This window comes from Vibrio antiquarius, assembly GCF_000024825.1.
Taxonomy (GTDB): Bacteria; Pseudomonadota; Gammaproteobacteria; order Enterobacterales; family Vibrionaceae; genus Vibrio; species Vibrio diabolicus.
This window is the reverse complement of record NC_013456.1, coordinates 2,543,062-2,569,097: the sequence shown is the minus strand read 5'-3', so window position 1 is coordinate 2,569,097 and position 26,036 is coordinate 2,543,062. Positions and strand designations below refer to the sequence as shown.

The 26,036-nt window shown below is 45.0% G+C and carries 28 protein-coding genes; 21 read left to right on the top strand and 7 right to left on the bottom strand.

What is annotated here, in order from left to right; translation table 11 throughout:
* Positions 1 to 101: 101 nt before the first annotated feature.
* The 7 genes from VEA_RS23965 to VEA_RS11890 all read right to left on the bottom strand — a co-directional run bounded on the left by VEA_RS23965 (position 102) and on the right by VEA_RS11890 (position 6,741).
* On the bottom strand, positions 102 to 254 hold the full coding sequence (locus VEA_RS23965) for a hypothetical protein (RefSeq protein ID WP_005390736.1): 153 nt from the start codon (positions 252 to 254) through the stop codon (positions 102 to 104).
* Between the two features lie 220 nt (positions 255 to 474).
* The gene (locus VEA_RS11915; RefSeq protein WP_006742116.1) at positions 475 to 1,443 is read right to left on the bottom strand and encodes an alpha-L-glutamate ligase-like protein; all 969 of its coding nucleotides are present in this window, start codon (positions 1,441 to 1,443) and stop codon (positions 475 to 477) included.
* 3 nt (positions 1,444 to 1,446) lie between these two features.
* On the bottom strand, positions 1,447 to 2,952 hold the full coding sequence (locus tag VEA_RS11910; RefSeq protein ID WP_005390741.1) for an inactive transglutaminase family protein: 1,506 nt from the start codon (positions 2,950 to 2,952) through the stop codon (positions 1,447 to 1,449).
* A gap of 11 nt (positions 2,953 to 2,963) precedes the next feature.
* A complete protein-coding gene (locus tag VEA_RS11905; protein ID WP_012841986.1) occupies positions 2,964 to 3,710 on the bottom strand; it encodes an ATP-dependent zinc protease family protein in 747 nt (248 codons plus the stop codon).
* Between the two features lie 276 nt (positions 3,711 to 3,986).
* Entirely contained in the window at positions 3,987 to 4,958 is a 972-nt protein-coding gene (cmoB, locus tag VEA_RS11900; protein ID WP_012841985.1) for a tRNA 5-methoxyuridine(34)/uridine 5-oxyacetic acid(34) synthase CmoB, read from the bottom strand.
* Between the two features lie 85 nt (positions 4,959 to 5,043).
* Positions 5,044 to 5,781, bottom strand: a complete 738-nt coding sequence (gene cmoA / locus VEA_RS11895) for a carboxy-S-adenosyl-L-methionine synthase CmoA (protein ID WP_012841984.1) — start codon at positions 5,779 to 5,781, stop codon at positions 5,044 to 5,046.
* A gap of 93 nt (positions 5,782 to 5,874) precedes the next feature.
* Positions 5,875 to 6,741, bottom strand: coding sequence for a DUF72 domain-containing protein (locus VEA_RS11890; RefSeq protein ID WP_006742113.1), 867 nt, complete (start codon positions 6,739 to 6,741; stop codon positions 5,875 to 5,877).
* 273 nt (positions 6,742 to 7,014) lie between these two features.
* Here VEA_RS11890 and aspS point away from each other — a divergent pair, with 273 nt between their 5' ends.
* The 21 genes from aspS to VEA_RS11785 all read left to right on the top strand — a co-directional run bounded on the left by aspS (position 7,015) and on the right by VEA_RS11785 (position 26,025).
* Positions 7,015 to 8,793, top strand: coding sequence for an aspartate--tRNA ligase (gene aspS, locus VEA_RS11885; protein ID WP_012841982.1), 1,779 nt, complete (start codon positions 7,015 to 7,017; stop codon positions 8,791 to 8,793).
* Positions 8,794 to 8,935: 142 nt separating this feature from the next.
* Positions 8,936 to 9,682, top strand: coding sequence for a YebC/PmpR family DNA-binding transcriptional regulator (locus VEA_RS11880; RefSeq protein WP_012841981.1), 747 nt, complete (start codon positions 8,936 to 8,938; stop codon positions 9,680 to 9,682).
* Positions 9,683 to 9,773: 91 nt separating this feature from the next.
* A complete protein-coding gene (ruvC, locus tag VEA_RS11875; RefSeq protein WP_012841980.1) occupies positions 9,774 to 10,295 on the top strand; it encodes a crossover junction endodeoxyribonuclease RuvC in 522 nt (173 codons plus the stop codon).
* 67 nt (positions 10,296 to 10,362) lie between these two features.
* Positions 10,363 to 10,974: a Holliday junction branch migration protein RuvA gene (gene ruvA / locus VEA_RS11870; RefSeq protein WP_012841979.1), complete on the top strand. Its 612-nt coding sequence runs from the start codon at positions 10,363 to 10,365 to the stop codon at positions 10,972 to 10,974.
* 287 nt (positions 10,975 to 11,261) lie between these two features.
* Entirely contained in the window at positions 11,262 to 12,266 is a 1,005-nt protein-coding gene (gene ruvB / locus VEA_RS11865) for a Holliday junction branch migration DNA helicase RuvB (RefSeq protein WP_031780162.1), read from the top strand.
* Between the two features lie 461 nt (positions 12,267 to 12,727).
* A complete protein-coding gene (cydA, locus tag VEA_RS11860) occupies positions 12,728 to 14,314 on the top strand; it encodes a cytochrome ubiquinol oxidase subunit I (RefSeq protein WP_012841977.1) in 1,587 nt (528 codons plus the stop codon).
* Between the two features lie 17 nt (positions 14,315 to 14,331).
* The gene (gene cydB / locus VEA_RS11855; protein ID WP_006742909.1) at positions 14,332 to 15,468 is read left to right on the top strand and encodes a cytochrome d ubiquinol oxidase subunit II; all 1,137 of its coding nucleotides are present in this window, start codon (positions 14,332 to 14,334) and stop codon (positions 15,466 to 15,468) included.
* A 12-nt stretch (positions 15,469 to 15,480) separates the two neighbouring features.
* Complete coding sequence (gene cydX, locus VEA_RS23435; protein WP_000270284.1) at positions 15,481 to 15,588, top strand: cytochrome bd-I oxidase subunit CydX; 108 nt, start codon at positions 15,481 to 15,483, stop codon at positions 15,586 to 15,588.
* Positions 15,581 to 15,883 carry a cyd operon protein YbgE gene (gene ybgE / locus VEA_RS11845; protein WP_041852976.1) on the top strand — a complete coding sequence of 101 codons (303 nt, stop codon included), beginning with the start codon at positions 15,581 to 15,583 and terminating at the stop codon, positions 15,881 to 15,883. The genes cydX and ybgE overlap by 8 nt, the downstream gene beginning before the upstream one ends.
* A gap of 172 nt (positions 15,884 to 16,055) precedes the next feature.
* Positions 16,056 to 16,475, top strand: coding sequence for a tol-pal system-associated acyl-CoA thioesterase (ybgC, locus tag VEA_RS11840; RefSeq protein WP_012841975.1), 420 nt, complete (start codon positions 16,056 to 16,058; stop codon positions 16,473 to 16,475).
* Positions 16,465 to 17,163, top strand: coding sequence for a protein TolQ (tolQ, locus tag VEA_RS11835; protein WP_005378301.1), 699 nt, complete (start codon positions 16,465 to 16,467; stop codon positions 17,161 to 17,163). Before ybgC ends, tolQ begins: the two co-directional genes overlap by 11 nt.
* A gap of 3 nt (positions 17,164 to 17,166) precedes the next feature.
* Entirely contained in the window at positions 17,167 to 17,610 is a 444-nt protein-coding gene (locus VEA_RS11830) for an ExbD/TolR family protein (protein ID WP_012841973.1), read from the top strand.
* A 13-nt stretch (positions 17,611 to 17,623) separates the two neighbouring features.
* The gene (gene tolA, locus VEA_RS11825; protein WP_012841972.1) at positions 17,624 to 18,688 is read left to right on the top strand and encodes a cell envelope integrity protein TolA; all 1,065 of its coding nucleotides are present in this window, start codon (positions 17,624 to 17,626) and stop codon (positions 18,686 to 18,688) included.
* A gap of 15 nt (positions 18,689 to 18,703) precedes the next feature.
* A complete protein-coding gene (gene tolB / locus VEA_RS11820; RefSeq protein WP_005390758.1) occupies positions 18,704 to 20,056 on the top strand; it encodes a Tol-Pal system beta propeller repeat protein TolB in 1,353 nt (450 codons plus the stop codon).
* Positions 20,057 to 20,086: 30 nt separating this feature from the next.
* Positions 20,087 to 20,611 (top strand): peptidoglycan-associated lipoprotein Pal, encoded by a 525-nt coding sequence (pal, locus tag VEA_RS11815; protein ID WP_005378293.1) that lies wholly within the window; start codon positions 20,087 to 20,089, stop codon positions 20,609 to 20,611.
* A gap of 15 nt (positions 20,612 to 20,626) precedes the next feature.
* Positions 20,627 to 21,379, top strand: coding sequence for a tol-pal system protein YbgF (gene ybgF, locus VEA_RS11810; RefSeq protein ID WP_006742904.1), 753 nt, complete (start codon positions 20,627 to 20,629; stop codon positions 21,377 to 21,379).
* A 253-nt stretch (positions 21,380 to 21,632) separates the two neighbouring features.
* Positions 21,633 to 22,694 (top strand): quinolinate synthase NadA, encoded by a 1,062-nt coding sequence (gene nadA / locus VEA_RS11805; protein WP_005390762.1) that lies wholly within the window; start codon positions 21,633 to 21,635, stop codon positions 22,692 to 22,694.
* A gap of 118 nt (positions 22,695 to 22,812) precedes the next feature.
* Entirely contained in the window at positions 22,813 to 23,856 is a 1,044-nt protein-coding gene (locus VEA_RS11800) for a potassium channel family protein (protein WP_006742903.1), read from the top strand.
* Positions 23,856 to 24,272, top strand: coding sequence for a DUF350 domain-containing protein (locus tag VEA_RS11795; protein WP_005390766.1), 417 nt, complete (start codon positions 23,856 to 23,858; stop codon positions 24,270 to 24,272). The genes VEA_RS11800 and VEA_RS11795 overlap by 1 nt, the downstream gene beginning before the upstream one ends.
* Positions 24,273 to 24,280: 8 nt before the next feature.
* Positions 24,281 to 24,850, top strand: a complete 570-nt coding sequence (locus tag VEA_RS11790; protein ID WP_006742902.1) for a DUF1190 domain-containing protein — start codon at positions 24,281 to 24,283, stop codon at positions 24,848 to 24,850.
* 8 nt (positions 24,851 to 24,858) lie between these two features.
* The gene (locus tag VEA_RS11785; RefSeq protein WP_006742901.1) at positions 24,859 to 26,025 is read left to right on the top strand and encodes a glutathionylspermidine synthase family protein; all 1,167 of its coding nucleotides are present in this window, start codon (positions 24,859 to 24,861) and stop codon (positions 26,023 to 26,025) included.
* Positions 26,026 to 26,036 lie beyond the last annotated feature (11 nt).

Genomic DNA, 26,036 nt, shown 5'->3' with positions numbered 1-26,036 from the left:
TTTGTATTTGTTAGCGGGAGGCTTCAAAGCGTATAAAATAAGCCGAGACTGTAGGACGACAGTCTCGGCTTATTAATAGAACTTAGCGGGGAGGCTAAGTTTTATTCCTCTGAAATATCGTCTCTGATATCGATCATTTCAGCAAGCTCTTCAAGTGCTTGGACAGAAAGCTCAGACAAGCGTTGTAAATGCTGGTCTAAGCTCTCTTGTTCTTCAAGCTCTGGTTCATCGTTATCTGTTTCTTTTGTTAGCATTTCTCAACCTCTCAAGTTGAGTAAGGGGAGACCTCATCATACTCAAAAGTTAAAGGAGAAAAGAAACGATCTATGTTGATTCTGTTAGCTCGATCATTGATTCAAGTTATAGGTGAGATAGGTTTGTTTAATAAGATGAGTAGGTAGACGGTTTTGGAAACGGAAACAAAAAACGCCAGCAATCCGAACAATTACTGGCGAATGATATTGTGATTGGCGATTAGAACTGCGGTTTTACCCCAAACTGCTCTGCTGCGTAGGCGACACGTTCAATCGGCTTTGGATACTCGGCAGGTGTGCCGAGGCTCTCTATGTGTTTCAAACGAGGAAGCAAGCCTGCACCATTAGCGATTTGGATTGCTAAGCCAGGACGAGCGTTGAGCTCTAAAACCATAGGCCCTTCCTCTTTATCTAGCACCATATCAGTGCCCATGTATCCCAACCCTGTCATCTCCCACGCACTAGACGCAAGCTCAAGCAAGCGCTCCCAGTGCGGGACTTGGAGGGTAGAAAGGTCTTTGCCGGTATCCGGATGGTGGGTGACTGGATGGTCGAATTGCACCGCTCGGATTGCTTTACCTGTGGCGATATCAATGCCCACGCCCACAGCGCCTTGGTGGAGGTTTGCTTTACCGTCCGACGCCGCCGTAGAACAGCGCATCATTGCCATAACAGGGTAGCCTTTAAATACGATGATTCGAACATCAGGCACGCCTTCATAACTGAAGCCATCGAAACAATCATCAAACTTAATCAGGTTCTCAACGACTGCGACGTCGTTTTTACCACCAAGAGAGAAAAGGCCTGCAAGCGCATTACTGATATGACGTTCAACTTCGTCCTTACCAATTGTAGAGCCGGAAGGTTTGGTATAGACCCCATCTTTATGCGAGGTAATAACCAAAATACCCTTACCACCACTACCTTGAGCGGGTTTGATAACAAAACCAGGCCAATCTTGCACCATTCTATGGATTGTCTTTACTTCTGCTTGGTTATGAATAACGCCGATCAGGGCAGGGACTGTCGCCCCTGCTGCCTGCGCAATAATTTTAGTCTTGAGCTTGTCATCAACTAATGGGTATTTAGAACGATCATTGTAACGGCCGATATAACTGTGGTTACGTTTGTTCATCCCCATAATGCCTTTATGGCGAAGCTTAGCTGGCGAAGTAAAACTTTCGAACATCGTTTAGTCCTCCGCTAGTGGTTTGAAACGACGTAACTCAGTTAGACGGTAACCTGTGTAAGTACCTAGCAATAGAATACCGGCCAGAACAATCAACTGTAGACCAATGAAATTAAAGGTTAGGTGCTGAATGTATGAGTTCGTCATCGCTAAGTAAACCAATACTGCGGTGAGCAGTGAGCCCCCACCTTGCAGAGCGACTTCTTTCGCGCCTTCTTCTTCCCATAGGATAGACATACGTTCAATTGTCCAAGACAAGATGATCATCGGGAAGAACGTAATTGTTAATCCTTCCGTTAAGCCCATCTTAAATGCGACTACTGTGAACACCGAAATGATCATAATAACGGTAATAATGACCGCTGATATCCGTGCTACAAGCAGTAAGTTCAACCTCGATAAGTAACTTCGAATAATCAAGCCTGTGCCAACGATCAGTAAGAAACCGACAATACCCGTTAATAACTGGGTTTGAACAAACGCAACAGCAATCAGTACTGGCATGAAAGTACCGGATGTTTTCAGACCGATAATCACACGCAAGAACACCACGATAAGGGCACCGATAGGGATCAGCATGATAGTCTTAAACATCGCTTGTTCTTCAAGAGGCAAGCTATGAATTGAAATATTCAGAAGCCCATCAGCTTCTATCTTGTTGTTCGTCGCTTGCTGTGGAGTCATTTCTTGCTTGATCATTGAGAAATGAACTTGGCTATTTTTACCACCAACAAGATCAAGCAGGGATACATTCGACTCATCCCAAACTAATAAGTTTGGTTTCACGGCTTTCTGTTCGGAATTTGGTGAGAACAGTACCCAATCTTTACCTGACCAAACCTGAACCATTGGTTGAATGGTTTGGCGTCGACGGCCATCTTCTAGTTCGATAACACCGACAGTTTTGCTCTGTATACCTGCGGTAAGCAAAATATTATGTAGTGCATCAGTACGGCTGAAGTCATTCAGTAGTAGCGATGAGTTTTGACTGTCTGGGTCATTAAGCGCTTTGATGAGCTCACGAGTGAAGGTCACATTGTCGGCAGAGCGACTCATCGCACGCTCAACAAGGGCATTTGCCGCCGCAGCTTGTGGCGCTGATAGAGTTGGTGGCGTAATGTCTTCAGTTGGTGGTAGAGGCGTAACTTTAGCCTGAGGGTCCACTAAGAACTGCGCTTTGTAGTAAATGGTTTGAGGACCTTTGGCCTGACGAATTGACCACTCGGCACGACGTCCAGAATCAGAATTAATGTAGGAAACGCCATAACCAGAAGAGGAAGCGGATTCACCGATAAGCGTATAACCACTTTGTGTATGAGGTGCTGCGAGTGAAGCTTTGACTTCATTGCCGTTAGCATTGAACTCAATACGTGCCTCTACATCCCATACCTGACGAGTTTCGCCTGGTGTCCAAGGCACGCCGTAGTTTTCATGTCTGAAAACACTCAAAGCAATGCCCGCAATCACCAATAAGATGATTGAAAGGTAAAACGGTATTTTTGACGTCATAATCTACCTTATTATTTTTTATCTTCGTCCGTTTGGATATAGGTACGACTTACATCGACAAGTGCGATGTCGCGCATAAATTCTCTACCCAGTAAAATAGGATGGTTCATATGCGAGCGATCTGCCAACGTAAATTGCGCTTTTTCATGAATTTTTCCAACGCGCACCCAAAGTTCGACTACAGCGCGACGTTCTAGTTCTTCACTGGTAACTTGGCGAATTTTTACGTAACGAATGACTGGCGCTTCGATCCAAGTATTTTTTTCTTCTTCAGATTTACTGGTATCTGCCAGGTGGAATCGAACCCAGTTTTTGCCGTTTCTTTCGAACTCTTCAATATCAACTGCATTTAAAGATGAGGTTGCGGCACCGGTGTCGACACGTGCATCAAAAGTCTGCTTAATGGAGTCAATAGTGACCTTTTCAATTGAGCCAAGGACAATATCATGAGTTGGTGTTGGTTCCACAGGAGCAGGAGATTGGACAATAATCGGCTCTTTTGGCTTTTTCACTTCTGCCATTGCTTCATCACGAAATGTCAGAAGTTCAACCTGTAGTTTATCGACTTGTTCTTCAAGGCTGTCGATATAGTCCGATTGGTTGCTGAGCTGAAGCTCTAAGTTAGTAATGCGATTATTGACATTCGCTTCTGAAGTTTGAATAGCCGCTAACGTTTCTTGGTGGTACTGTTCGCCTTTGGTTAGTGAGCATCCAGACAGTAAGGCGATGGCAACAATCGGGGTCAATCGTAATAACATTGAAAACCTTGGGATTGGATTAAGTTGTTTATTTTTTAGGAGTTTAGCTCATATCGATAAAGCCTCACAAGTAAGAATGTTTCTCTATTACTTATTGTTTGAGGAATAGTGATGAAAAGCTAAAAATCAAGGACATAAAAGCGCATCCTTATTTAGAGCGTGCTTATGTTTTGATGTAACAAATGGACTCGAAAAACAAACACGCTCAGTACGAGGAAAGAGGGTAATGTCTTAACTCGTAAAATGAGTTAAGACAATGTCAGGAATCTCAGCGAATTATGGTTTGCGAGCGACAAGAACCGCGCGGCGAGGGGCAGGGTAACCTTCTACAGTCTTGCTTGGGTCGTTCGGATCTAGATAGTCTGGCAGAGAGTTATGCGTCATCCAATCTGTGGTACGTTGTTCATCAACCGAAGTGACGTTTTCATCAACGATGCGTACATCTTCAAATCCTACCAACTCTAACCACACTTTCAGCGCTTTTGCTGAAGGGAAGAAATAGACATTGCGCATTTGTGCGTAACGAGAAGTTGGAACCAACACTGAATTCTCATCACCTTCAATCACTAGTGTTTCTAGTACGAGTTCACCACCGGACACTAATTGATCTTTTAGCTGCACCAAGTGATCCAGTGGAGAGCGACGGTGGTAAAGCACGCCCATGCTGAATACCGTGTCGAACGCTTCTAACTTAGGTAGTTGTTCAATACCCAACGGCAGTAGGTGCGCACGTTGGTCATCTCCCATTAGTTTACGAATTGCTTCGAACTGAATTAGGAACAGGTGAGATGGATCGATACCGACGGTTAAGCGTGCACCTTCACCCAGCATGCGCCACATGTGGTAGCCGTTACCACAACCAACATCGAGTACGCTGCGGTTCTTTAATGGAGAAATATGCGGAAGCACGCGGTCCCATTTCCAATCACTGCGCCACTCAGTATCAATATGAATGCCGTGTACGTGGTATGGCCCTTTGCGCCACGGATGGAATGTACGAAGTAAGTTCTCTAATTTCTTCAGCTCACCTTCATGGAAAGGAGTGTCGTTGCTGATGGTCACTGAATTCTTGATGTCAATTTGATCCGGTGAGCCTTCTGGAATCTTGTTCAGTGCTTTCAACCAGCGACCAAAGTCACCGTGCTCTGCATTTTGCCAATCCGTTAGCTGTTGTGGTAGCACATTGAGCCAAGGTTGAAGACGTGTGTCTTGGGCAATCAATTGGTAGAAGTTTGCAAAGTTAAACATAGTTAGTTAATCGCTGAGTTGATGGTATTAAAATTATTAAATAACAGCCTAAATCGGCGTGATTCAGGGCATTTGTATGCACGGTTTATTTAATTGCGAACATAGAGCCAAAGTTAAAGCATTGGAACCAAACATCGTAGCTAGAAAAGCCAATTTTAGCGAAACGCTCTTTATGCTCTTTCTTTGAATCTGGGCGCATTACGTTTTCTATCGCGCTGCGCTTTTGGCTGATTTCTAGTTCGCTATAACCATTTGCACGTTTAAAGTCGTGGTGAAGGTCAATTAATAGCTCGTTTGACACTTCATCTTCGAAGACGAATTTCTCCGACAAAATCAAAATTCCGCCTGGACGTAGACCTGCATAGATTCGTTCAAGTAGGGCGTAACGATCGTCTGGAGAAAGAAATTGCAGAGTAAAGTTCAGTACGACAACTGATGCGTTTTCAATATCGATATTACGAATATCCGCTTCAACCACATCTACAGGAGTATCGCTTCGGTACGCGTTTACATGCAATTTGCAACGCTCAACCATCGCAGGAGAGTTGTCCACTGCGATGATTTGGCAACCTTCTTGTTTGATATGGCGACGCATAGACAATGTTGCAGCACCCAAAGAACAGCCAAGGTCATAGATGTTTGAGTGGGGCTTTACAAAACGCTCTGCCAGCATACCAATTGCAGAAATAATGTTGCTGTAACCCGGCACCGATCGTTGAATCATGTCAGGAAATACTTCCGCTACGCGTTCATCGAACGTGAAATCCCCAATTTTATCGATTGGAGCCGAAAAAATAGTATCTGGATTGCTCTTAGGGTTCATAACCAAGTCTCTGCATACAAGCCGCCTGAAAATGTCAGGCACCAAAAAAGGCGCGTATTTTATGGGAATTTCGCGCCTCTGTCATGTGTTGCGTTAGAACATCTGTAACTGCGAGTTGCCATCGTTAGCCGGGAAAGATGCCAAGTCAGGAAGTGTTATACGCTTTTGTATGTCTTTATACAGATTGGCTGCCAACTCCGGCGCAATTATATTGTCCGCAGTATGGATCATGACATACGGCTGTTTACCTTCTGCAATCCATTGCGGCAACTTGCTGAGCCATGGTGTAAAAAACTCGTAATTTTGCTGTTCTTCTGGATGACCAATAAAGCGAATCAAAGGGTGTGAAGCGGTAGCAATGGCGTGGACTGGTACTCTTGGTTTTTTCATTTGCGCATCAATGACCGCTTCATTGTCTGGCTTAGCGGCAAAGACAGGGCGGCTATCCATAATAATGCGGTCAATGTTATTTTCTACTAACCATTGGTTAAGCGCTCGCTCTTCTTCACCTTTGGAGAAAAATGCCATATGACGAACCTCAACACCAAGAGGGAAGTTAGGTGGAAAGCTCGCACAGAACTTTTTCAGTCGATCAAGGTGCTCAGGACCAAATGCGGCTGGCAATTGAATTGTCCATTGCCCCACACGGTCATGCAACGGCTCCATGACTTTCATGAAGTCTCTCAGCTGTTCGCTGCAACCTCTTAGCATTTGCTCATGAGTGATGGCTTTAGGAAGTTTGAAAGTAAAGCGAAAATCATCGTGGGTTGCTGCTCTCCAGTTTTGCACCGTGTTGAGCGTCGGCGTGGCATAAAATGTCGTGTTGCCTTCCACGGTATGGAACACCTGTGCATACTTTTCTAAACGTTCAGCGGGCTTTGTCCCGCTGCCGTAAAAGCTTTGTTGCCATTGATTGTGCGACCACATCGTCAATCCAAGTCGAAGAGGTAAGTTATCCATTATTCTTTACTGCTTGCTACTCGTGTGAATACTTTACGAGAGTTTTGCTGAAATAGGTAATTTCACGCTATAATCCCCACCAATTTTTTCGCTTTGGTGCGCTTTTGAACATTTGTTGTACTAAAAAGCACCAGTGAATGATAAAACACACGTAATTGTATGTTGAGTAGTCGATTTTCGTGGACATTCAGCGTATAACTGAATCTTTACTCTGCTTGGCAATGAGGCTGACAGAGCGTAGTTAACAACATTTGAGAGATTGGGAATTTCATTATGCGTACCCATTACTGTGGTCACCTGAACAAGTCCCTTGCAGGACAAACTGTAGAACTTTGCGGCTGGGTTAACCGTCGTCGTGATTTAGGCGGTCTTATTTTTATTGATATGCGAGATCGCGAAGGTATCGTTCAGGTAGTTGTTGATCCAGATATGGCGGATGCGTATGAAGTGGCTAACACACTTCGTAATGAATTCTGTATCAAACTAACGGGTGAAGTACGCGTTCGTCCAGAAAGCCAAGCAAACAAAGACATGGCAACAGGTGAAGTTGAGATCCTTGCGACAGGTCTTGAAATCATCAACCGCAGTGACGTTTTGCCTCTAGATTTCAACCAAAAGAACTCTGAAGAGCAACGTCTGAAGTACCGTTACTTAGACCTTCGTCGTCCTGAAATGAGCGATCGCATCAAGCTACGTGCTAAAGCGTCTAGCTTTGTTCGTCGTTTCCTAGACGACAACGGCTTCCTAGACATTGAAACTCCAGTACTAACGAAAGCGACACCAGAAGGTGCGCGTGACTACCTAGTACCTAGCCGTGTTCACAAAGGCAGCTTCTACGCGCTTCCTCAGTCTCCACAGCTATTCAAACAGCTTCTAATGATGTCTGGTTTTGACCGTTACTACCAAATCGTTAAGTGTTTCCGTGATGAAGACTTGCGTGCTGACCGTCAGCCAGAATTCACTCAGATCGATATCGAAACGTCATTCATGACGGCTGACCAAGTACGTGAAGTGACGGAAAACATGGTTCGCGATATGTGGCAAGAGCTACTAAACGTAGACCTAGGTCAGTTCCCAGTAATGCCATTCAGCGAAGCTATTCGCCGTTTCGGTTCTGACAAGCCAGACCTACGTAACCCACTAGAGCTAGTAGACGTTGCTGACCTAGTGAAAGACGTTGAGTTCAAAGTATTCTCTGGCCCAGCAAACGACGAGAAAGGCCGCGTTGCCGTTATTCGCGTTCCAGGTGGTGCATCTTTGACTCGTAAGCAAATTGATGGCTACGGTGAATTCGTTGGTATCTACGGTGCGAAAGGTCTAGCATGGATGAAGGTTAACGACCGTGCTGCAGGCATGGAAGGTATCCAGTCTCCAGTAGCTAAGTTCCTAAACGAAGATGTGATCAACGGCATCCTAGATCGCACTCAAGCGGAATCTGGCGATATCATCCTATTTGGCGCTGATAAAGCGGGTATCGTTGCAGAAGCAATGGGCGCGCTACGTTTGAAACTAGGTAAAGATCTAGAGCTAACTGACGAATCTGCATGGGCTCCACTATGGGTTGTTGACTTCCCAATGTTCGAAGAAGATGACGAAGGTAACCTACACGCGATGCACCACCCATTCACGTCACCTCTAGGTGTGACTGCGGAAGAGCTAAAAGCGAACCCAGCTGCGGCAAACTCTAACGCTTACGATATGGTTCTAAATGGTTACGAAGTTGGCGGCGGTTCTGTTCGTATCCACAACGCAGATATGCAAGAAGCCGTATTTGATATTCTAGGCATCACACCTGAAGAGCAACAGCTTAAGTTCGGCTTCCTGCTTGATGCACTAAAATTCGGTACGCCTCCACACGCTGGTCTTGCATTCGGTCTTGACCGTCTAGTGATGCTGCTATGTGGTACCGAGAACATCCGTGATGTTATCGCGTTCCCTAAAACAACAGCAGCGGCGTGTCTACTAACAGACGCACCAAGCATTGCGAACCCAGCAGCGCTAGAAGAGCTAGCAATCGCAGTGACTGCAGCGAAAGAAAAAGACGCAGAATAAGCGCACAACATTTGAAGAAAACTCCCGCAACTGCGGGAGTTTTTGTTTAAATAAACCCAAGAAACTTCCAAAGAAATTTCCCAAGCAACGCTTTTTAGCTCATGTTTGCTATTAAGCGTCAAAATACATTAAAAGGTGAATTATGGCAGGTCATAGTAAATGGGCGAATATTCGTCACCGTAAAGCAGCGCAAGATGCGAAGCGCGGCAAAATCTTTACCAAATTAATCCGTGAAATCGTTGTTGCGGCAAAAGAGGGAGGCGGTGAGCCAGAAAATAACCCACGTTTGCGAGCTGCAATTGATAAAGCGTTGTCTAACAACATGACGCGTGACACTGTCAACCGCGCTGTCAGCCGAGGTGCTGGTGGTGAAGGCGATGACAATATGGAAACCGTAATCTATGAAGGTTATGGCCCGGGTGGCACTGCGGTCATGGTCGAATGTATGACGGATAACCGAAATCGCACAGTATCTGGCGTACGCCATGCGTTCTCGAAGTCAGGAGGCAATCTGGGTACGGATGGTAGTGTAAACTATCTTTTCGACAAGAAAGGCGTGATCTCATACGCCCCAGGTTTAGATGAAGATGTGGTGATGGAAGTGGCGTTAGAAAGTGGCGCTGATGACATCGAAACATCAGAAGATGGCTCGATTGATGTTTACACCGCGCCAAGCGATTTTGGACTCGTAAAAGATGCCCTTGATGCTGCCGGTTTTGAGGCGGAGAACGCCGAAGTGTCGCTTATCCCTTCAACGAAAGCAGAACTGGATGTGGACACTGCGCCAAAACTGCTTCGTTTGATTGACGCTTTAGAAGATCTGGACGATGTTCAGGAGGTTTATCACAACGGTGACATCTCTGACGACGTTGCAGCCTCTCTAGAGTAAACTCAATGTGCAGTGAGCGGTATTCGCTCCGAAATTAGAAAGTAATAATAAGAAATTGAGGTCGCATTCGGCCTCATTTTTAGGAACATTCATGTCAATTATTTTGGGCATTGACCCAGGTTCACGCATTACCGGTTATGGGGTCATTCGTCAAAATGGACGCCATTTGCAATACCTTGGTAGTGGCTGTATTCGTACTTCAGAAAAAGAACTTCCGGGCCGTCTTAAGCAGATTTACGCTGGCGTCACGGAAATCATTACTCAGTTTCAACCGGACGTATTTGCGATTGAACAAGTGTTTATGGCTAAAAATGCGGATTCAGCATTAAAGCTTGGCCAGGCTCGTGGCAGCGCAATTGTTGCTGCGGTGAATGCAGAGTTGCCGGTATACGAATACGCCGCGCGTCTTATTAAGCAAGCTGTAGTCGGTACTGGTGGTGCGGACAAAGCGCAAGTTCAGCATATGGTTCAGCAGATGCTTAAACTGCCCGCCAAGCCTCAAGCGGATGCAGCCGATGCTTTAGGTGTGGCGATTTGTCATGCCAATACGAACAAAACTCTCGTTGCCTTAGCGGGCAAAGCAACCAGTGCCAGAAAAGGGCGCTACCGATAAAATTAACTGGATGTCTATCCAGTTCTTTATTATCCTGTCGCAAATTCATTTCCAAAGAGTATTTATAGTGATTGGACGTCTTCGTGGCACACTGATTGAAAAACAACCACCTGAAGTATTAATTGAAGTTAATGGCATTGGTTATGAAGTCCAGATGCCAATGAGCTGTTTTTACGAGCTGCCAAATGTTGGCGAAGAAGCCATTATTTATACTCACTTTGTCGTCCGTGAAGATGCGCAATTGCTATACGGTTTCAACACAGTAAAAGAACGCGCACTTTTCCGTGAAGTGATCAAAGCCAATGGCGTTGGTCCTAAACTCGGTCTTGGTATTCTCTCTGGTATGACAGCAACGCAATTTGTTACTTGTGTGGAACATGAAGACGTTTCTACGCTGGTTAAGCTTCCAGGCGTTGGCAAGAAAACCGCAGAGCGATTGGTTGTTGAAATGAAAGACCGCTTGAAAGGGTGGGGCGCTGGCGATCTATTTACACCATTTACGGATGCTGCTCCTGCGGATTCTGGTGCGACATCCAACAACGCGGAAGAAGAGGCAATTAGCGCGCTTCTAGCTTTGGGTTACAAGCCGACTCAAGCGTCGAAAGTGGTGTCTCAGATCGCTAAACCGGACATGAGCAGTGAGCAAATGATCCGTGAAGCTCTAAAATCAATGGTGTAACGCTGGTTTCACAGTGAGCATTTGTTCAAGATAACTCATTCTCTAAGGTTAATGCCAATCGCTTAACGATGTTTTTTGTGTCATTCCAGCGAGCCTAGCGAGACTGGGAATCTAATAGCAGCATGCTGAGCGGTTAATGAAACAATTTTGACCATAAAGTGCTCGGATAGAAGATCCTGTATCACGCTCCTTCGTCGCTGTACAGGATGACGAGATACAGAAATATGCCACTTGCTGTTAAACGAGCGGCATTATTCTCTCAGGTAACCATTTTTCAAGGTAAAAAGATGATTGAAGCCGATCGTTTAATCGCTCCAGAAAACCCTGCCTTTCGTGATGAAGATGTCATTGATCGTGCTATTCGACCAAAGAAGTTGGCGGATTACCAAGGTCAGGACCACGTTCGTGACCAAATGGAGATCTTCATCAAAGCTGCTCAGTTACGTAGTGAAGCTCTTGATCACCTGTTAATTTTTGGCCCTCCGGGTTTGGGTAAAACCACGCTAGCAAATATTGTCGCCAACGAGATGGAAGTAAACATCCGTACTACTTCAGGGCCAGTTCTTGAAAAAGCAGGCGATTTAGCCGCGTTACTAACCAACCTAGAAGAAAATGACGTTCTATTTATTGACGAAATTCACCGCTTAAGCCCGATGGTTGAAGAGGTTCTGTATCCGGCGATGGAAGATTATCAACTGGATATTATGATCGGTGAAGGTCCGGCCGCTCGTTCTATTAAGATCGATTTGCCGCCGTTTACTTTGATTGGTGCAACGACCCGAGCAGGCTCTTTAACGTCACCATTACGCGACCGTTTTGGTATTACTCAGCGTCTTGAGTTTTATAAGATAAAAGACCTCCAAGATATTGTGCAGCGCAGCGCGGATTGTTTAGGTTTGTCAATGGAACCTGAAGGTGCATTGGAAGTGGCAAGACGTGCACGTGGCACACCACGTATTGCTAACCGCCTACTACGTCGTGTTCGCGATTATGCGGAAGTGAAAGGAAATGGTCACATTTGTGCAGAGGTTGCCGACAAAGCGCTGAATATGCTTGATGTGGACGCCGAAGGTTTCGATTATATGGACCGCAAACTACTACTCGCAATTATGGAGAAATTTGGTGGTGGTCCGGTCGGACTCGATAACATGGCGGCAGCGATAGGTGAAGAAAAGGATACTATCGAAGACGTTCTTGAGCCTTATCTTATTCAACAAGGTTATTTACAACGCACTCCACGTGGAAGAATCGCGACAGATCGTGCGTATTTGCATTTCGGAATTGAAAAATAAGATTCCCGCGCTGGGCCTTTGCTGCCCAGCGCTTCATTAAAGTTGACCAAACTCACATTTTTTGAATTTCTTCTCATACCAGTTTAGTAAGTAAAAAGCATTGATTGTTAACTCTATGTTTGCTCGCAACTGGTTAATTTCTCTCCTGATTACTCTCTCTTAACATCCGTATCTAATACTGGTTGATCTGGATCAATGTGATGGATTTTTGTGCAAATTCCGCGCATAAACATTGATGTATATCAAAGCGCATTCCGGCTATAAACCTTTTGAAACAATCTGTTTTTACAAGTAATATTAGCCCTAGCTATATTAGCTGATGCTTAACAATTAACTAACCAATGAAGCACATTTTTGCAACAATGAGTTGTGATAATTCAACATTTTTCAAGTGTAAATAACACTTGAATATGGATTGCAATATGTAGAGAGTGTCATTCAGCCGACACATAGGAGTTACCATGATTGACGTAGTTGATCTATCGCGGTTGCAGTTTGCACTGACAGCGATGTATCACTTCCTATTCGTACCATTGACCCTTGGTATGGCCTTCCTTCTGGCCATTATGGAATCGATGTACGTAATGACGAACAAGCAAATCTACAAGGACATGACCAAGTTCTGGGGTAAGCTATTCGGTATTAACTTTGCACTTGGTGTGGCGACAGGCCTTACCATGGAATTCCAGTTTGGTACGAACTGGTCTTACTACTCCCACTATGTAGGTGACATCTTCGGTGCGCCGCTAGCGATCGAAGCCCTTGTCGCATTCTTCCTGGAGTCAACTTTTGTTGGTCTATTCTTCTTCGGGTGGGATCGTCTATCTAAACGTCAACACTTAGCGGTTACTTGGCTTGTGGCGCTGGGCTCTAACTTCTCTGCACTTTGGATTCTTATCGCAAACGGCTGGATGCAAAACCCAGTAGGCGCGGACTTCAACTTCGAAACCATGCGAATGGAAATGGTAAGCTTCTCTGAAGTTGTACTAAACCCAGTTGCTCAGGTTAAGTTCGTGCATACGGTTGCTTCTGGCTACACTTGTGGCGCAATGTTTATTCTAGGCATCAGTTCATACTACCTATTAAAAGGTCGTGACATTGCGTTTGCTCGTCGTTCATTTGCTATCGCTGCTTCTTTCGGTATTGCGGCTATCTTATCTACCATCGTTCTTGGCGATGAATCTGGCTACGAGCTTGGTGAAGTTCAAAAAGTGAAGCTTGCTGCAATTGAAGCAGAGTGGCACACAGAACCAGCTCCAGCAGCGTTTACGTTGTTTGGTGTTCCTAACCAAGAAACCATGCACACCGATTACGCAATCAAGATCCCTTACGTAATGGGTATCATCGCGACACGTTCTTTTGATGAGCAAGTAACAGGTCTTCGTGACCTACGTGATGAGCACGTCGATCGTATTCGTGACGGTATGTACGCTTATGAACTTCTCGAGAAGCTTCGTGCGGGCGACAAGTCAGAAGAAAACATGACTGCGTTTGATGAAGTGAAGGGTGACCTAGGTTACGGTCTACTTCTAAAACGCTACACAGACAATGTTGTTGATGCGACAGAAGAGCAAATCCAAGCTGCTGCGGATGACTCAATCCCAACAGTATGGCCGCTATTCTGGTCATTCCGTATCATGGTTGCTTGTGGTTTCATCATGCTATTCGTTTTCGGTGCGGCATTTATTCAAACGTGTCGTCAGAAGATCGAACAGAAACAATGGATTCTTAAAGCTGCACTATTCAGCATCCCACTACCGTGGATTGCGATTGAAGCGGGTTGGTTCGTCGCTGAGTACGGTCGTCAGCCATGGGCTGTTGGTGAAATTTTACCAGTGCACGTTGCAGCTTCAGCATTAACTGCTGGCGAAATCTGGACTTCACTATTCGCAATTCTGGCGCTATACACGGTATTCCTGGTTGCAGAAGTTTACCTAATGTTGAAATTCGCTCGTAAAGGCCCAAGTAGCCTGAAAACGGGTCGCTACCACTTCGAGCAAAATGCTGACTCTGTTGAAGACAAAGTTAGTCGCCAAGTAGAAGCGTAAGGTAAGGAGATAACAAGATGTTTGATTACGAAATCTTGCGACTCATCTGGTGGGTACTAATCGGTGTTCTACTAGTTGGTTTTGCAGTAACAGACGGTTTCGATATGGGTGTAGGCGCGCTTGTACCTATTATCGGTAAAAACGACACGCAACGTCGCGTCATGATTAACTCAATAGCCCCTCACTGGGATGGTAACCAAGTTTGGCTTATCACTGCTGGTGGTGCATTGTTTGCAGCTTGGCCTTTGGTTTATGCAACGTCATTTTCAGGCTTCTACTTAGCGATGATTTTGACACTAGCAGCGCTATGGCTTCGTCCTCTGGGCCTAGACTACCGCTCTAAAATCGAAGATCCAAAGTGGCGTAATACCTGGGATATCTGTATCTCAATCAGTGGTTTTGTTCCACCAATCATCTTTGGTGTAGCGTTTGGCAACCTACTACAGGGTGTACCATTCCAATTGAGTGAGTTCTTGATGCCAACATACCATGGCTCATTCTTTGGTCTTCTAAACCCATTTGCACTGCTGTGTGGCTTAGTTAGTTTGTTCATGATTTTGATGCAAGGTTCGACTTGGCTACAAATGAAAACAACGGGCGAAGTGCATGTGCGTGCTCGCAACGTTGCTCAGTTGGCTGGTTTACTGACGGTTGCAGCGTTTGTAGCTGCTGGTTTCTGGATCCAAAATATCGATGGTTACGTCATTGTTGGCGGTATCGACACTAATGCAGCTTCTAACCCTCTAAACAAAGAGGTAATCCGTGAAGCTGGTGCGTGGATGAAGAATTTTGAAAACTACCCACTACTATGGGCTGCTCCTGTACTAGGTGTCGCAATGCCGCTTCTTGCCGTATTGGCATCTCGTCTTGAAAAATGTGCGATTTCGTTCATTACTTCAAGCTTGGGTGTTGCTGGCGTTATCTTTACTGCAGGTTTTGCGATGTTCCCATTCATCATGCCTTCAGACTTAATGCCAAGCCACAGCTTAACAATGTGGGATGCAACGTCATCTGAACTGACTCTGAATCTAATGACAGGCGTTGCGTTTGTTATGGTACCAATCATCCTTGGTTACACGTCTTGGACTTACTACAAGATGTTTGGTCGCCTTGATGATCAGTACATTGAAGACAACAAAAACTCACTTTACTAAGGAGCATTTACTATGTGGTATTTCGCATGGATTCTAGGTGTACTACTTGCTTGTGCATTCGGTATCATCAACGCTCTTTGGTTAGAGCACTCAGAAATGATGGACAAAGACAGTGAGTAATCTCGCTGATAAGGTAGCGCAACTTCACGCTCCGATGGATAAGACTCTGTTAAGAGTCTTATCTCTCATCCTTGGCTTTATGCATGTAGGATTGGTGATGTGGGATCCTGAAGCTTACCATCAAGCAATTGGTGGTTTTAACTCAATCATCGCACCAGCACTGATTTGGTCTGTATGCTCAAGCATGGTTTACGGTGTGGGCTTCAAACCGAGAAACTGGTACTGGCAAGCTTTGTTTAGTCCCTACTTTTCGTTAGCTATCTTAATTTATTTAACGGCACTTTATTTCTTTTAGGCTGAAATACGCTGTAATAAAGTCGGTTACTAAATCATCGAATAAAAGCTAGGTATTTCGCCTAGCTTTTATTTTTTCTACAAATTTCAAAAATATTCCCTTAGCTCGGTACCAATTGCTGTCGCTTCAGTTATAGTAATTACTTTAAAGAATTGAATATATTGGGACTCCCTTGCAAGGCACATCAAATCTCTTTCGCTGGCCGATCACCGTGTACTATGAAGACACCGATGCGGGCGGCGTTGTATATCATTCTAATTATCTAAAATTCTTTGAGCGCGCGCGGACAGAAATGTTACGTGCCAAAGGCATTTCTCAACATGTGTTACTGGAACAAAATATCGGCTTTGTTGTCCGACACATGGATATTGATTTCAACCAAGGGGCAAGGCTGGACGAGCATTTGACAGTATTAACCCGAGTGTCAGAAATAAAACGTGCTTCCCTGCAATTCTGTCAAGAGTTGGTCAATGATCAAGGCAAGATATTGTGCAAGGCCTCTGTTAAGGTAGCATGTATCGATAATAAGAAAATGAAACCAATAGCTATTCCAACCTTTATAAATTCGGAGCTAACAAATAGTGACTGCTGATATTTCCATTTTAGATCTCTTTCTTCAGGCTAGTCTGTTGGTAAAGCTTGTGATGCTGACGTTGCTTGGTATGTCAATTGTGTCATGGGCAATGATCATCAAGCGCAGCAAAGTGCTTTCTCAAGCCTCAAAGAATGCAGAGCAGTTTGAAGACAAATTCTGGTCGGGTACTGATCTTTCTCAGCTTTACCAAAAAGTAAAAGCGCGTAAAGACGAAATTGAAGGCACAGAAGAAATTTTTTACGCAGGTTTCACGGAGTTTGCTCGTCTACGTAAGAGCAACGCAAACTCACCAGCGTACATCATGGAAGGCACTGGCCGCGCAATGCGCGTTGCTGTCTCTCGTGAGGTTGATGAACTAGAAACAAGCTTACCGTTCTTAGCGACAGTCGGTTCTATCAGTCCTTACATCGGCCTATTTGGTACCGTTTGGGGGATCATGCACGCTTTTATTGCGTTGGGAGAAGTAAAACAAGCTACGTTGTCTATGGTTGCACCGGGTATCGCCGAGGCATTGATCGCGACAGCGATGGGTCTATTTGCGGCTATTCCGGCTGTAATGGCCTACAACCGCCTAAGCAATAAAGTGAGCAAACTAGAGCACACTTACGCAACATTTTCTGAAGAATTCCACAGCATCCTTCATCGCCAAGCGATGGCTGGCAGAGACAGCGCGGATAAGGAATAAAGCATGGCGGGTTATCAACCTAAAAAGCGAAAAATGACAGCGGAGATCAACGTTGTTCCGTACATTGACGTAATGCTCGTACTGTTGATCATTTTTATGGCGACCGCTCCATTTGTGACTCAAGGCGTCGATGTTGATCTTCCGAAAACATCGACCGCTGAATCTATGCAAGACCTTGCTGGCGAAACTGACAGTAGTTTTATCATCATCGAAATTGATAGCGAGGGTAATTTAGGCCTAAGCGTAAATGATGAAGAACTTCAGCGAGGTTTGTCGTTACAAGATGTTATTGTGCGAGTGAAAGCGGAGCGAGAGGTTAAGCCAGATTCACCAGTTGCGGTAGGTGGCGACGCGGCAACACCATATGCCGATGTTGTGCTATTGCTGGATGAACTAAGTCGAGCTGGTATCCCTAAGGTAGGTCTAATGACCGATATCAGGGAATAGACATCAATTACCTATGAAAGATCACAAGAAGAAACCCAACCAATACGCCAAACCGATAGCAATATCGGTTGGTTTGCATGCAATTCTAGTTGTAGCCCTGCTTTGGGGGACGGACTTCAACATGTCTAAACCAGAGCCTACAGGGCAAATGGTTCAAGCTGTTGTCATCGATCCAAAACTTGTGCAGCAACAAGCGAAAGAAATTCGCCAGCAACGCGAAAAGGCAGCAAAAAAAGAACAAGAGCGTCTTGATAAATTGAGACGCGAAGCAGAGCAGCTAGAAAAAAACCGTAAAGCTGAAGAAGAGCAAATTCGCAAGTTGAAAGAACAGCAAGCGAAAGATGCTCAAGCGGCACGAGAAGCAGAAGCTGCACGTAAGAAAAAAGAGCAAGAGCGCAAGCAGGAAGAAGAACGCGTTCGCAAAGAAAAAGAGCGAGCTGCTAAGCTAGAGAAAGAGCGTAAGGCAAAAGAAGAAGCTGTGCGTAAAGCTGAGCAGGAGCGTTTAGTGAAAGAAGCCGCTATAGCAAAAGCTGAGCAAGAACGTCTAGCTCGTGAAAAGGCAGCAAAAGAAGCGGAAGAAAAAGCACGTCGTGAGCGTGAAGCCGCTGAAAAAGCTGAAAAAGAGCGCATTGCAAAAGAGAAAGCGGCAAAAGAAGCGGCAGAGCGAGAGCGCAAAGCGAGAGAAGCTGCAGAACGTGCGGAGCGCGAGCGTAAAGCACAAGAAGCCGCGCTAGATGATATTTTTGCGGGCCTTGAGAGTGAGTCAGAACAGAATCAGCAAGCTAAAAATCAACATGTGCAATCTGAAGTCGACCGCTACGGTGCAATTTACAAACAATTGATAGAGAGTCGTATCATTAAGGACGATTATCTTGTGGGAAAGTCGTGTAGGCTTAATGTGAAGCTAGTTCCTACTGGGACTGATGGTATTGTAAGTAATGTTACTGTGTTAAACGGTGACTCTCGTCTTTGTAGTGCAGCTAAAAGTGCAGTTGCCCAAGTTGGTAACTTTCCGATGCCTAAAGACCGAGATGTTATTGATAAAGTTAGAGATATCAACTTAACCGTTGAGTACTAGAATAAGGAATAAGACGTGATTAGACGCCTTTTACTAGGAATGTTTGTACTGTTTAGCAGTATGACAAATGTGGCGAATGCCGCATTAGAGTTGGTCATTACCGATGGTATTGATTCAGCACGACCAATTGCTGTTGTTCCGTTTAAGTGGGAGGGCACTCAAGCGCTTCCAACGGATATTTCTGCTGTTATTGCCTCGGATTTGCAACGCAGTGGTAAGTTCAGCCCCGTTCCAACGAGCAAGATGCCACAAACTCCGTTCAGTGAATCAGAAGTCAATTTTGATGCCTGGACTAATTTAGGCGTAGATGCTTTGCTGACTGGCTCAATCAAACAAAATGCTCAAGGTGATTACGTTATCAACTACCAACTTGTTGATATTGTGCGTGGCCAGCTAACGGGCGGGAAAAGTAAAGCGCTTGGTAGCGATGGCGAATTAGTACTGTCAAAAGATCATGTGCTGTTCAATAAGGTCGCGACCGTTCAAGGCCCTCGCATGCGTGAGTACGCTCACCGTATCTCTGATTTGGTGTATGAGCAGTTAACGGGTGACCGTGGTGCCTTCATGACCCGTATTGCATACGTGGTAGTGAATGATAAAGACCGTTTCCCTTACCAACTTCGTGTGGCTGATTACGATGGCTACAACGAGCGCTTGGTTTTACGTTCTAAACAACCATTAATGTCACCAGCATGGTCGCCAGATGGTAAAAAGCTTGCGTATGTTAGCTTCCAAAATGGTCAAGCAGAAATCTTCATCATGAACATCTACACCGGTGAGCGTGAGAAGATTACTTCATACCCACGTCATAATGGTGCCCCAAGATTTTCGCCTGATGGCAACAAGTTAGCGATTGTTCTCTCTAAGACAGGCTCGCTTCATGTTTATACGTTCGATCTTAACACTCGCAAGCTGACGCAAATTACGCGTGGCAGATCAAATAATACTGAACCGTTCTGGCATCCAGATGGAAAATCGTTGATTTTCACATCGGATAGGGGTGGTAAACCACAGATTTATCAAGTAAATTTGGGCAGCGGTTCTATTGACCGTTTGACTTGGCAAGGCAGCCAAAATTTGGGTGGCCAGATTACTCCTGATGGGCGATTCCTAGTAATGGTGAACCGCAGTAACGCAGGATTTAACTTGGCGAAACAAGATTTGGAAACTGGTGCTCTTCAAGTCTTAACTAAGACCTTGCTTGATGAGTCTCCTAGTATTGCCCCAAACGGTGGCATGGTTGTGTATAGCTCGATTTACAACAAGAAAAACGTACTATCGATGGTGTCAATTGATGGTCGATTCAAAGCTAGATTACCGGCAACAAATGGGCGTGTTAGAGCGCCTGCATGGTCACCGTTTTTGTAGTAATAAGTTTGATTAATAAAGGAAAATAAGATGCAACTGAACAAGGTTCTAAAAGGGCTACTAATCGCGCTTCCTGTAATGGCTGTTACAGCGTGTAGTTCAAGCGACGACGCTGCTTCTAACACTGGTGCAGCAACAAACAACAATGGCGCAGTTGAAACAACAGTAGCTACGCCAATTGATCAAAGCGGTCAGCTAACAGAGCAAGAGCTAAAAGAGCAAGCGCTACGTGAAACTCAAACAATCTACTTTGCTTTTGATAACTCAACAATTGCAGCAGATTACGAAGAGATGCTTGCAGCTCATGCTTCTTACTTAAGCAAGAACCCAGCTCTTAACGTAACTATCGAAGGTCACGCTGATGAGCGTGGTACTCCTGAGTACAACATCGCTCTTGGTGAGCGTCGTGCACAAGCAGTAGCGAACTACCTGCAAGCACTAGGTGTTCAAGCTGACCAAATCTCAATCGTTAGCTACGGTGAAGAGAAGCCACTTCTTCTAGGTCAATCAGATGAAGTTTACGCTAAGAACCGTCGCGCGGTTCTAGTATACTAATTCGAGGTAATCCTCATGTTCAGTAACACTAAGCGCGCTGTTGCGCTTACGTTACTGGCAAGTGCAGCGAACTTTGCGTTCGCTGCACCAGCTCCAGTATCCGATCTCAACAGCACATCATCCGTCTCTAAGAGCCGTTCATCTGAAACGGAAGTAGAGCGTCTAGAACGTTTGCTCCAAAACCGCAATCGCGTTCAGCTCCAAATGCAACAGCAAATTGACCAAATGTCACAAGAGATCAGTGAATTGCGTGGTCAATTAGAGCGAAATAGCTACGAAATGAAACAAATGTTGCAACGTCAACGTGAGTTGTTTGTCGAGCTAGATCGTGTGCGTGGAGAAATCAAATCCGCGCCTGCGCAAGAAGCGAAACCGGCTAAAACAGGTGGTCAGTACACACCAAATGTTGATGAGCAAACGGCATACCAAAATGCAGTCGACCTCATCCTCAAGAAACGTGACTACACTGGCGCAATTGCAGCGTTCCAGCAGTTCCAGAAAGATTATCCTGACTCCACATACTCAGCGAATTCTCACTATTGGCTAGGCCAATTGTACTTCGCTAAGAAGCAGGACAAAGATGCTGTAAAGAGCTTTGCTGCGGTGGTGTCTTATAAAGACTCCAATAAGCGAGCCGATGCTTTGCTCAAGTTAGGTGAAATCGCTGAGCGTAATAACAATGCAGCTCAAGCGAAAAAGTACTACCAACAAGTGGTTGATGAATACCCAGGTAGTGCATCTGCAAAACTTGCCAGCTCTAAGCTGTAAGACGTTATGTTTTAAAAAGGAAGCTTCGGCTTCCTTTTTCTTTTCCGTTTCTTTATCGGTGGTGATCGAATAAATCGAGAGGAATGGCATCGAGCCTTTTATCCCCACCTTGCAACGGATCCTTTCAATCAGAAATGCTACCTGTAACAAAGATATACGGCTAGATAGCTAGAAATCCCCGCGACAAGTTGGTTTTTGAAAATTAACGAGGTTACAATACTCGGACTAAAGGAAGTTGCGTAGAGCAAGAGCAATGAGCCATATATTAGATAAAATCGACACTGTTTACCCATTCCCACCGAAGCCAGTTCCATTAAGCGAAGAAGAAAAAGCGTCTTACATTGAGCGCATTAAAAAGCTGCTAAAAGAAAAGGATGCGGTACTTATCGCGCACTACTATACCGATCCTGAGATTCAAGCCCTAGCGGAAGAAACGGGTGGTTTTGTTGGTGACTCGTTGGAAATGGCGAAGTTTGGTAATCGTCATCCTGCAAGCACACTGATCATTGGCGGTGTTCGCTTTATGGGCGAGTCGGCCAAAATCCTAACACCAGAAAAGCGCATTCTAATGCCAACGTTGGAAGCGGAATGTTCGCTCGATCTTGGCTGTCCAGCGGATAAGTTCAGTGAGTTCTGTGATGCTCACCCTGATCACACGGTTGTGGTTTATGCAAATACCTCAGCAGCGGTTAAAGCCCGTGCCGACTGGGTCGTTACATCAAGCATTGCGCTTGAAATCGTAGAACACTTAGACGCTGAAGATAAGCCAATTATTTGGGGACCGGACCGTCACCTAGGGTCGTACATCGCTAATAAAACTGGCGCAGACATGCTGCTATGGCAAGGTGAGTGTGTGGTTCATGATGAGTTTTCTGCTGATGCGCTACGCAAAATGAAGAGCGTGTATCCAGATGCGGCTATTTTGGTTCACCCTGAATCACCAGCAAGTGTCGTAGAACTTGCCGATGCCGTTGGCTCGACGAGTCAGTTGATCAAAGCAGCGAAAGCGCTTCCTCATAAACAAATGATCGTTGCGACAGACAAAGGCATTTTCTTTAAAATGCAGCAACTTGTGCCAGAGAAAGAACTTATCGAAGCGCCAACCGCAGGTGCTGGCGCAACATGCCGTAGCTGCGCACACTGCCCTTGGATGGCAATGAACGGTTTGAAAGCGATAGAGAAAGCGCTTAGTGAAGGCGGTGAAGAACACGAGATCTTTGTTGATGAAGAATTGCGTGTTAAATCGCTCATTCCGTTAAATCGTATGTTGGACTTTGCTGAGCAGCTAAATATGCAAGTGAAAGGTAATGCTTAAAAAGTAGGCGTAACTGAAAGTAAATCTCAAAAACCAGCCGAATATGGCTGGTTTTTTTGTGTCTTACTATCAATGAGTTACTATTGATGCAATCAATGAATGTCGAGGTTATAAATTTATGGCGGTGTGGTTAGTAGTTAAAAAGTGGCTTAGTTCACACCTTTTTAAATTGAGCAACCGAAGTCTTCTCATCTTTAGTGGCTTATATGTGAGCCTTTCATGGGGACTGCTCGTTCTCGCTGGTGAAACCGCATTAACAGACAGCTTCTCTAACTTTATCTATTACCTTATGGTTACGGCGAGTACGGTTGGCTATGGTGATCATTCTCCAGTGACAGATTTGGGTAAATGGGTTGTTGTACTGTTTGTGATCCCAGGCGGCTTGAGCCTATTCGCTGCATTATTGGGACGTGTCGCTGGAGCAGCGATGGATTACTGGCGAGCGGGTATTTTAGGAAAACGGAGAGTAAGAGTGGAAAACCATATTGTATTGTTGGGTTGGAATGGATCGAGAACGATGCACCTTATTCGCATGTTACAACATGAAGAAGAGGGGAAGCGTCCGATTGTTTTATGCAGCCGTTCAGAAATAGAAAACCCGTTGCCAGGCGAGATCAGTTTTATCAAAGTGACCAGCTACACGGATTCACAAGAGATGAAAAACGCCAATATTGCTGAAGCAGCTTGCGTTATTGTTGATAACCTCTCGGACGATATCACGCTGTCAGCCGCGCTGTACTGTGCTTCTATGAATCCTTCCGCACATTTGGTCGCTTACTTTAAAGATGAGGCGTTAGGCCGTCTTTTAAGTCAACACTGTCCTAAAGCGGAATGCATACCTGCAGTTGGCGCAGAAATGCTGGCAAAAGCGGCGGTAGATCCAGGCTCAAGTGCACTTCACCAAGAGCTATTAGCTTCAACACGGGGTATGACTCAATACTCGGTCATTTATCCTGAAAGGCTGCCAGTAACTACTGTTGAGAGTCTCTTCGTTTTTCTCAAAAGACGTCATCATGCCACGCTAATTGCTTTTGACATTGGCCATGGTATCCAACTCAACCCAGATTTAGATGCAGAAGTACCACCGAGTACCAAGCTGTTTTACATTGCAGATGAACGTATTGAAGATTTTGCATGGAAAGAAATGAACAAGGAACAATAATGCACATGATTGCTGACCTGTTAGCAGGTTTTCCCAATTTTTTACTCTATTTTTCTGTTTCTATTATTTTCGTTTTGGCGTTTAAGTTCATCTACGTCAAGCTTACGCCTTACGATGAATGGCACCTGATCAAAGAAAAGCAAAATACAGCGGCAGCGATTGCACTAAGTGGCGCATTTCTTGGTTATTGTATTGCGATTTCGGGGGCTGCAAAAAACTCAGTCAACATTGTCGATTTTATGGTGTGGGGCGTTGTTGCAATGCTGGCGCAGATCATTGCATTTGCGATTGTACGTTTTGTTTTACTTCCAAAAGTGACTGAGCGTATCGAAAAAGATGAGCTGCCTGCCGGTATTGTATTAGCGGCTGTTTCTATATCGGTCGGTGTATTAAATGCCGCTTGTATGACGTACTAGGAGGGACGATGAAGCGGAGTTCTAACGTTAAACGTTCTTCCATGGACAAAAGTTTAAAGCTTGGGAAAATTATTCCCTTTGCTGCTTTTGGCGGTATTTTCTTCTTTGCGACACAAGAATCGAAAACCGAAGGCTACATTTTTTCTGACGCTGATGAATGCAAATCAAACTCGCCAGAGTTCAGTGAGCAGTGTGACATTGCTTATCAAGAAGCTTTGGCTCGCGCCGAACGAAATGCCCCTCGCTACAACAATGAGTTCGAATGTGAAAATGATTTTTACGAAGACGATTGTTACTACAGTTCCAGTTCCCGAGCTTATGTGCCTCACTTTGGGGGCTTCTTTTACAGTCGAGCACTGAGCGGTTTGAAAGGTTACAACAAGAGCTATTACTCTGAACCAATGTATCGCTATAAATCCAAATTCTATAATGGTGCCGGACAATTTTTTGGTTCCTATCGTAATCAGCCGACGAAGGTTGCGACCAGTAACCTAAATAAACGTGGTAGCGGAACTATTGGTAGAGCAATGTCTCGAGGCGGGTTTGGTAAAGCGGTATCGGTCAGCCGAGGCGGTTAATAAGCACTATGTTTCGACGAGAAATACAAGAACGAGAAAACTGGCGTGATTTAGCACGCCAGTTTGGTTTTGGCTTCCATTCCATGTATGACCAACCGTATTGGGATGAGAGTGCTTACTATCAATTCACGCTTGAGCAAATAGAGAACGATATTGAAGCGCCCACTGAAGAGCTGCATCAGATGTGTCTGGCTATTGTGGATGAAGTAGTTCGGAGTGAGAGGTTGCTGACGCAATGTGCGATCCCTGAATTTATGTGGGAGCAGGTTGCTTCTTCGTGGCACCGAAATGAACCCTCACTCTATTCGCGTCTGGATTTTGCATACAACGGAACTTCGCCAGCTAAGTTACTGGAGAACAATGCGGATACGCCGACCAGCCTGTTTGAAACGGGTTTTTGGCAGTGGGTGTGGTTAGAGGATGTTGTAAATAAAGGTCTAATTCACCAGAGCGCGGATCAATTCAACATTCTTCAAGATTTTTTGATTGAGCGTTTTTCCGAGATAGCCAAATATCAACCCGGGCAAACCCTTCACTTTAGCTGCTGCAAGTACACTGAAGAAGATAAAGGGACTGTCCAGTATTTAGAAGATTGCGCGCGCGAAGCTGGGTTAGCGACGGCGTTTGTTTATGTCGAAGATATTGGTGCGACGGAAGATGGTCTGTTTGTGGATGCAGATGACAGAGCGATTCGTTGGATGTTCAAGCTTTATCCGTGGGAGTTTATGTTTGAAGAGGAATATGCGAAATACCTAGCGACCGCGAAAGTGAATTGGTTAGAACCTATGTGGAAGTCGATTCTATCCAACAAAGCACTTTTACCGTTATTGTGGGAGCGCTTTCCGAATCATCCTAATCTTTTACCTGCCTATTTTGCTAACGATTCAAAAGCGAACACTTTGAAAGATTTTGTAATCAAACCACTATTCTCTCGAGAAGGCGCAAATATTGAGGTCGTCAAAGGTGGGAAACGCATACTCAAAACAGCAGGGCCTTATGAATCTAAATTCAATATCGTCCAGCAGTATCATCCGTTACCCAAGTTTGGGCAAAGCCATACATTAATTGGCAGCTGGTTAGTCAACGATAGAGCCGCTGGGATTTCGATTCGGGAAGACACTAGCTTAGTCACGCAAGATATGTCGCGATATATTCCACATGTGATTTTAACATGATCAAAAAAGCT

Excerpts from the sequence above, each read along its gene's own strand:
- cmoB (WP_012841985.1), bottom strand. The coding sequence starts at position 4,958 with ATGTTTAACTTTGCAAACTTCTACCAATTGATTGCCCAAGACACACGT.
- ruvB (WP_031780162.1), top strand. The coding sequence starts at position 11,262 with ATGATTGAAGCCGATCGTTTAATCGCTCCAGAAAACCCTGCCTTTCGT.
- ruvC (WP_012841980.1), top strand. The coding sequence starts at position 9,774 with ATGTCAATTATTTTGGGCATTGACCCAGGTTCACGCATTACCGGTTAT.
- VEA_RS11880 (WP_012841981.1), top strand. The coding sequence starts at position 8,936 with ATGGCAGGTCATAGTAAATGGGCGAATATTCGTCACCGTAAAGCAGCG.
- VEA_RS11785 (WP_006742901.1), top strand. The coding sequence starts at position 24,859 with ATGTTTCGACGAGAAATACAAGAACGAGAAAACTGGCGTGATTTAGCA.
- ybgF (WP_006742904.1), top strand. The coding sequence starts at position 20,627 with ATGTTCAGTAACACTAAGCGCGCTGTTGCGCTTACGTTACTGGCAAGT.
- nadA (WP_005390762.1), top strand. The coding sequence starts at position 21,633 with ATGAGCCATATATTAGATAAAATCGACACTGTTTACCCATTCCCACCG.
- VEA_RS11795 (WP_005390766.1), top strand. The coding sequence starts at position 23,856 with ATGCACATGATTGCTGACCTGTTAGCAGGTTTTCCCAATTTTTTACTC.
- VEA_RS11830 (WP_012841973.1), top strand. The coding sequence starts at position 17,167 with ATGGCGGGTTATCAACCTAAAAAGCGAAAAATGACAGCGGAGATCAAC.
- VEA_RS11790 (WP_006742902.1), top strand. The coding sequence starts at position 24,281 with ATGAAGCGGAGTTCTAACGTTAAACGTTCTTCCATGGACAAAAGTTTA.
- cydB (WP_006742909.1), top strand. The coding sequence starts at position 14,332 with ATGTTTGATTACGAAATCTTGCGACTCATCTGGTGGGTACTAATCGGT.
- pal (WP_005378293.1), top strand. The coding sequence starts at position 20,087 with ATGCAACTGAACAAGGTTCTAAAAGGGCTACTAATCGCGCTTCCTGTA.
- tolA (WP_012841972.1), top strand. The coding sequence starts at position 17,624 with ATGAAAGATCACAAGAAGAAACCCAACCAATACGCCAAACCGATAGCA.
- cydX (WP_000270284.1), top strand. The coding sequence starts at position 15,481 with ATGTGGTATTTCGCATGGATTCTAGGTGTACTACTTGCTTGTGCATTC.
- VEA_RS11910 (WP_005390741.1), bottom strand. The coding sequence starts at position 2,952 with ATGACGTCAAAAATACCGTTTTACCTTTCAATCATCTTATTGGTGATT.
- VEA_RS11905 (WP_012841986.1), bottom strand. The coding sequence starts at position 3,710 with ATGTTATTACGATTGACCCCGATTGTTGCCATCGCCTTACTGTCTGGA.
- VEA_RS23965 (WP_005390736.1), bottom strand. The coding sequence starts at position 254 with ATGCTAACAAAAGAAACAGATAACGATGAACCAGAGCTTGAAGAACAA.
- VEA_RS11890 (WP_006742113.1), bottom strand. The coding sequence starts at position 6,741 with ATGGATAACTTACCTCTTCGACTTGGATTGACGATGTGGTCGCACAAT.
- cmoA (WP_012841984.1), bottom strand. The coding sequence starts at position 5,781 with ATGAACCCTAAGAGCAATCCAGATACTATTTTTTCGGCTCCAATCGAT.
- cydA (WP_012841977.1), top strand. The coding sequence starts at position 12,728 with ATGATTGACGTAGTTGATCTATCGCGGTTGCAGTTTGCACTGACAGCG.
- aspS (WP_012841982.1), top strand. The coding sequence starts at position 7,015 with ATGCGTACCCATTACTGTGGTCACCTGAACAAGTCCCTTGCAGGACAA.
- VEA_RS11800 (WP_006742903.1), top strand. The coding sequence starts at position 22,813 with ATGGCGGTGTGGTTAGTAGTTAAAAAGTGGCTTAGTTCACACCTTTTT.
- VEA_RS11915 (WP_006742116.1), bottom strand. The coding sequence starts at position 1,443 with ATGTTCGAAAGTTTTACTTCGCCAGCTAAGCTTCGCCATAAAGGCATT.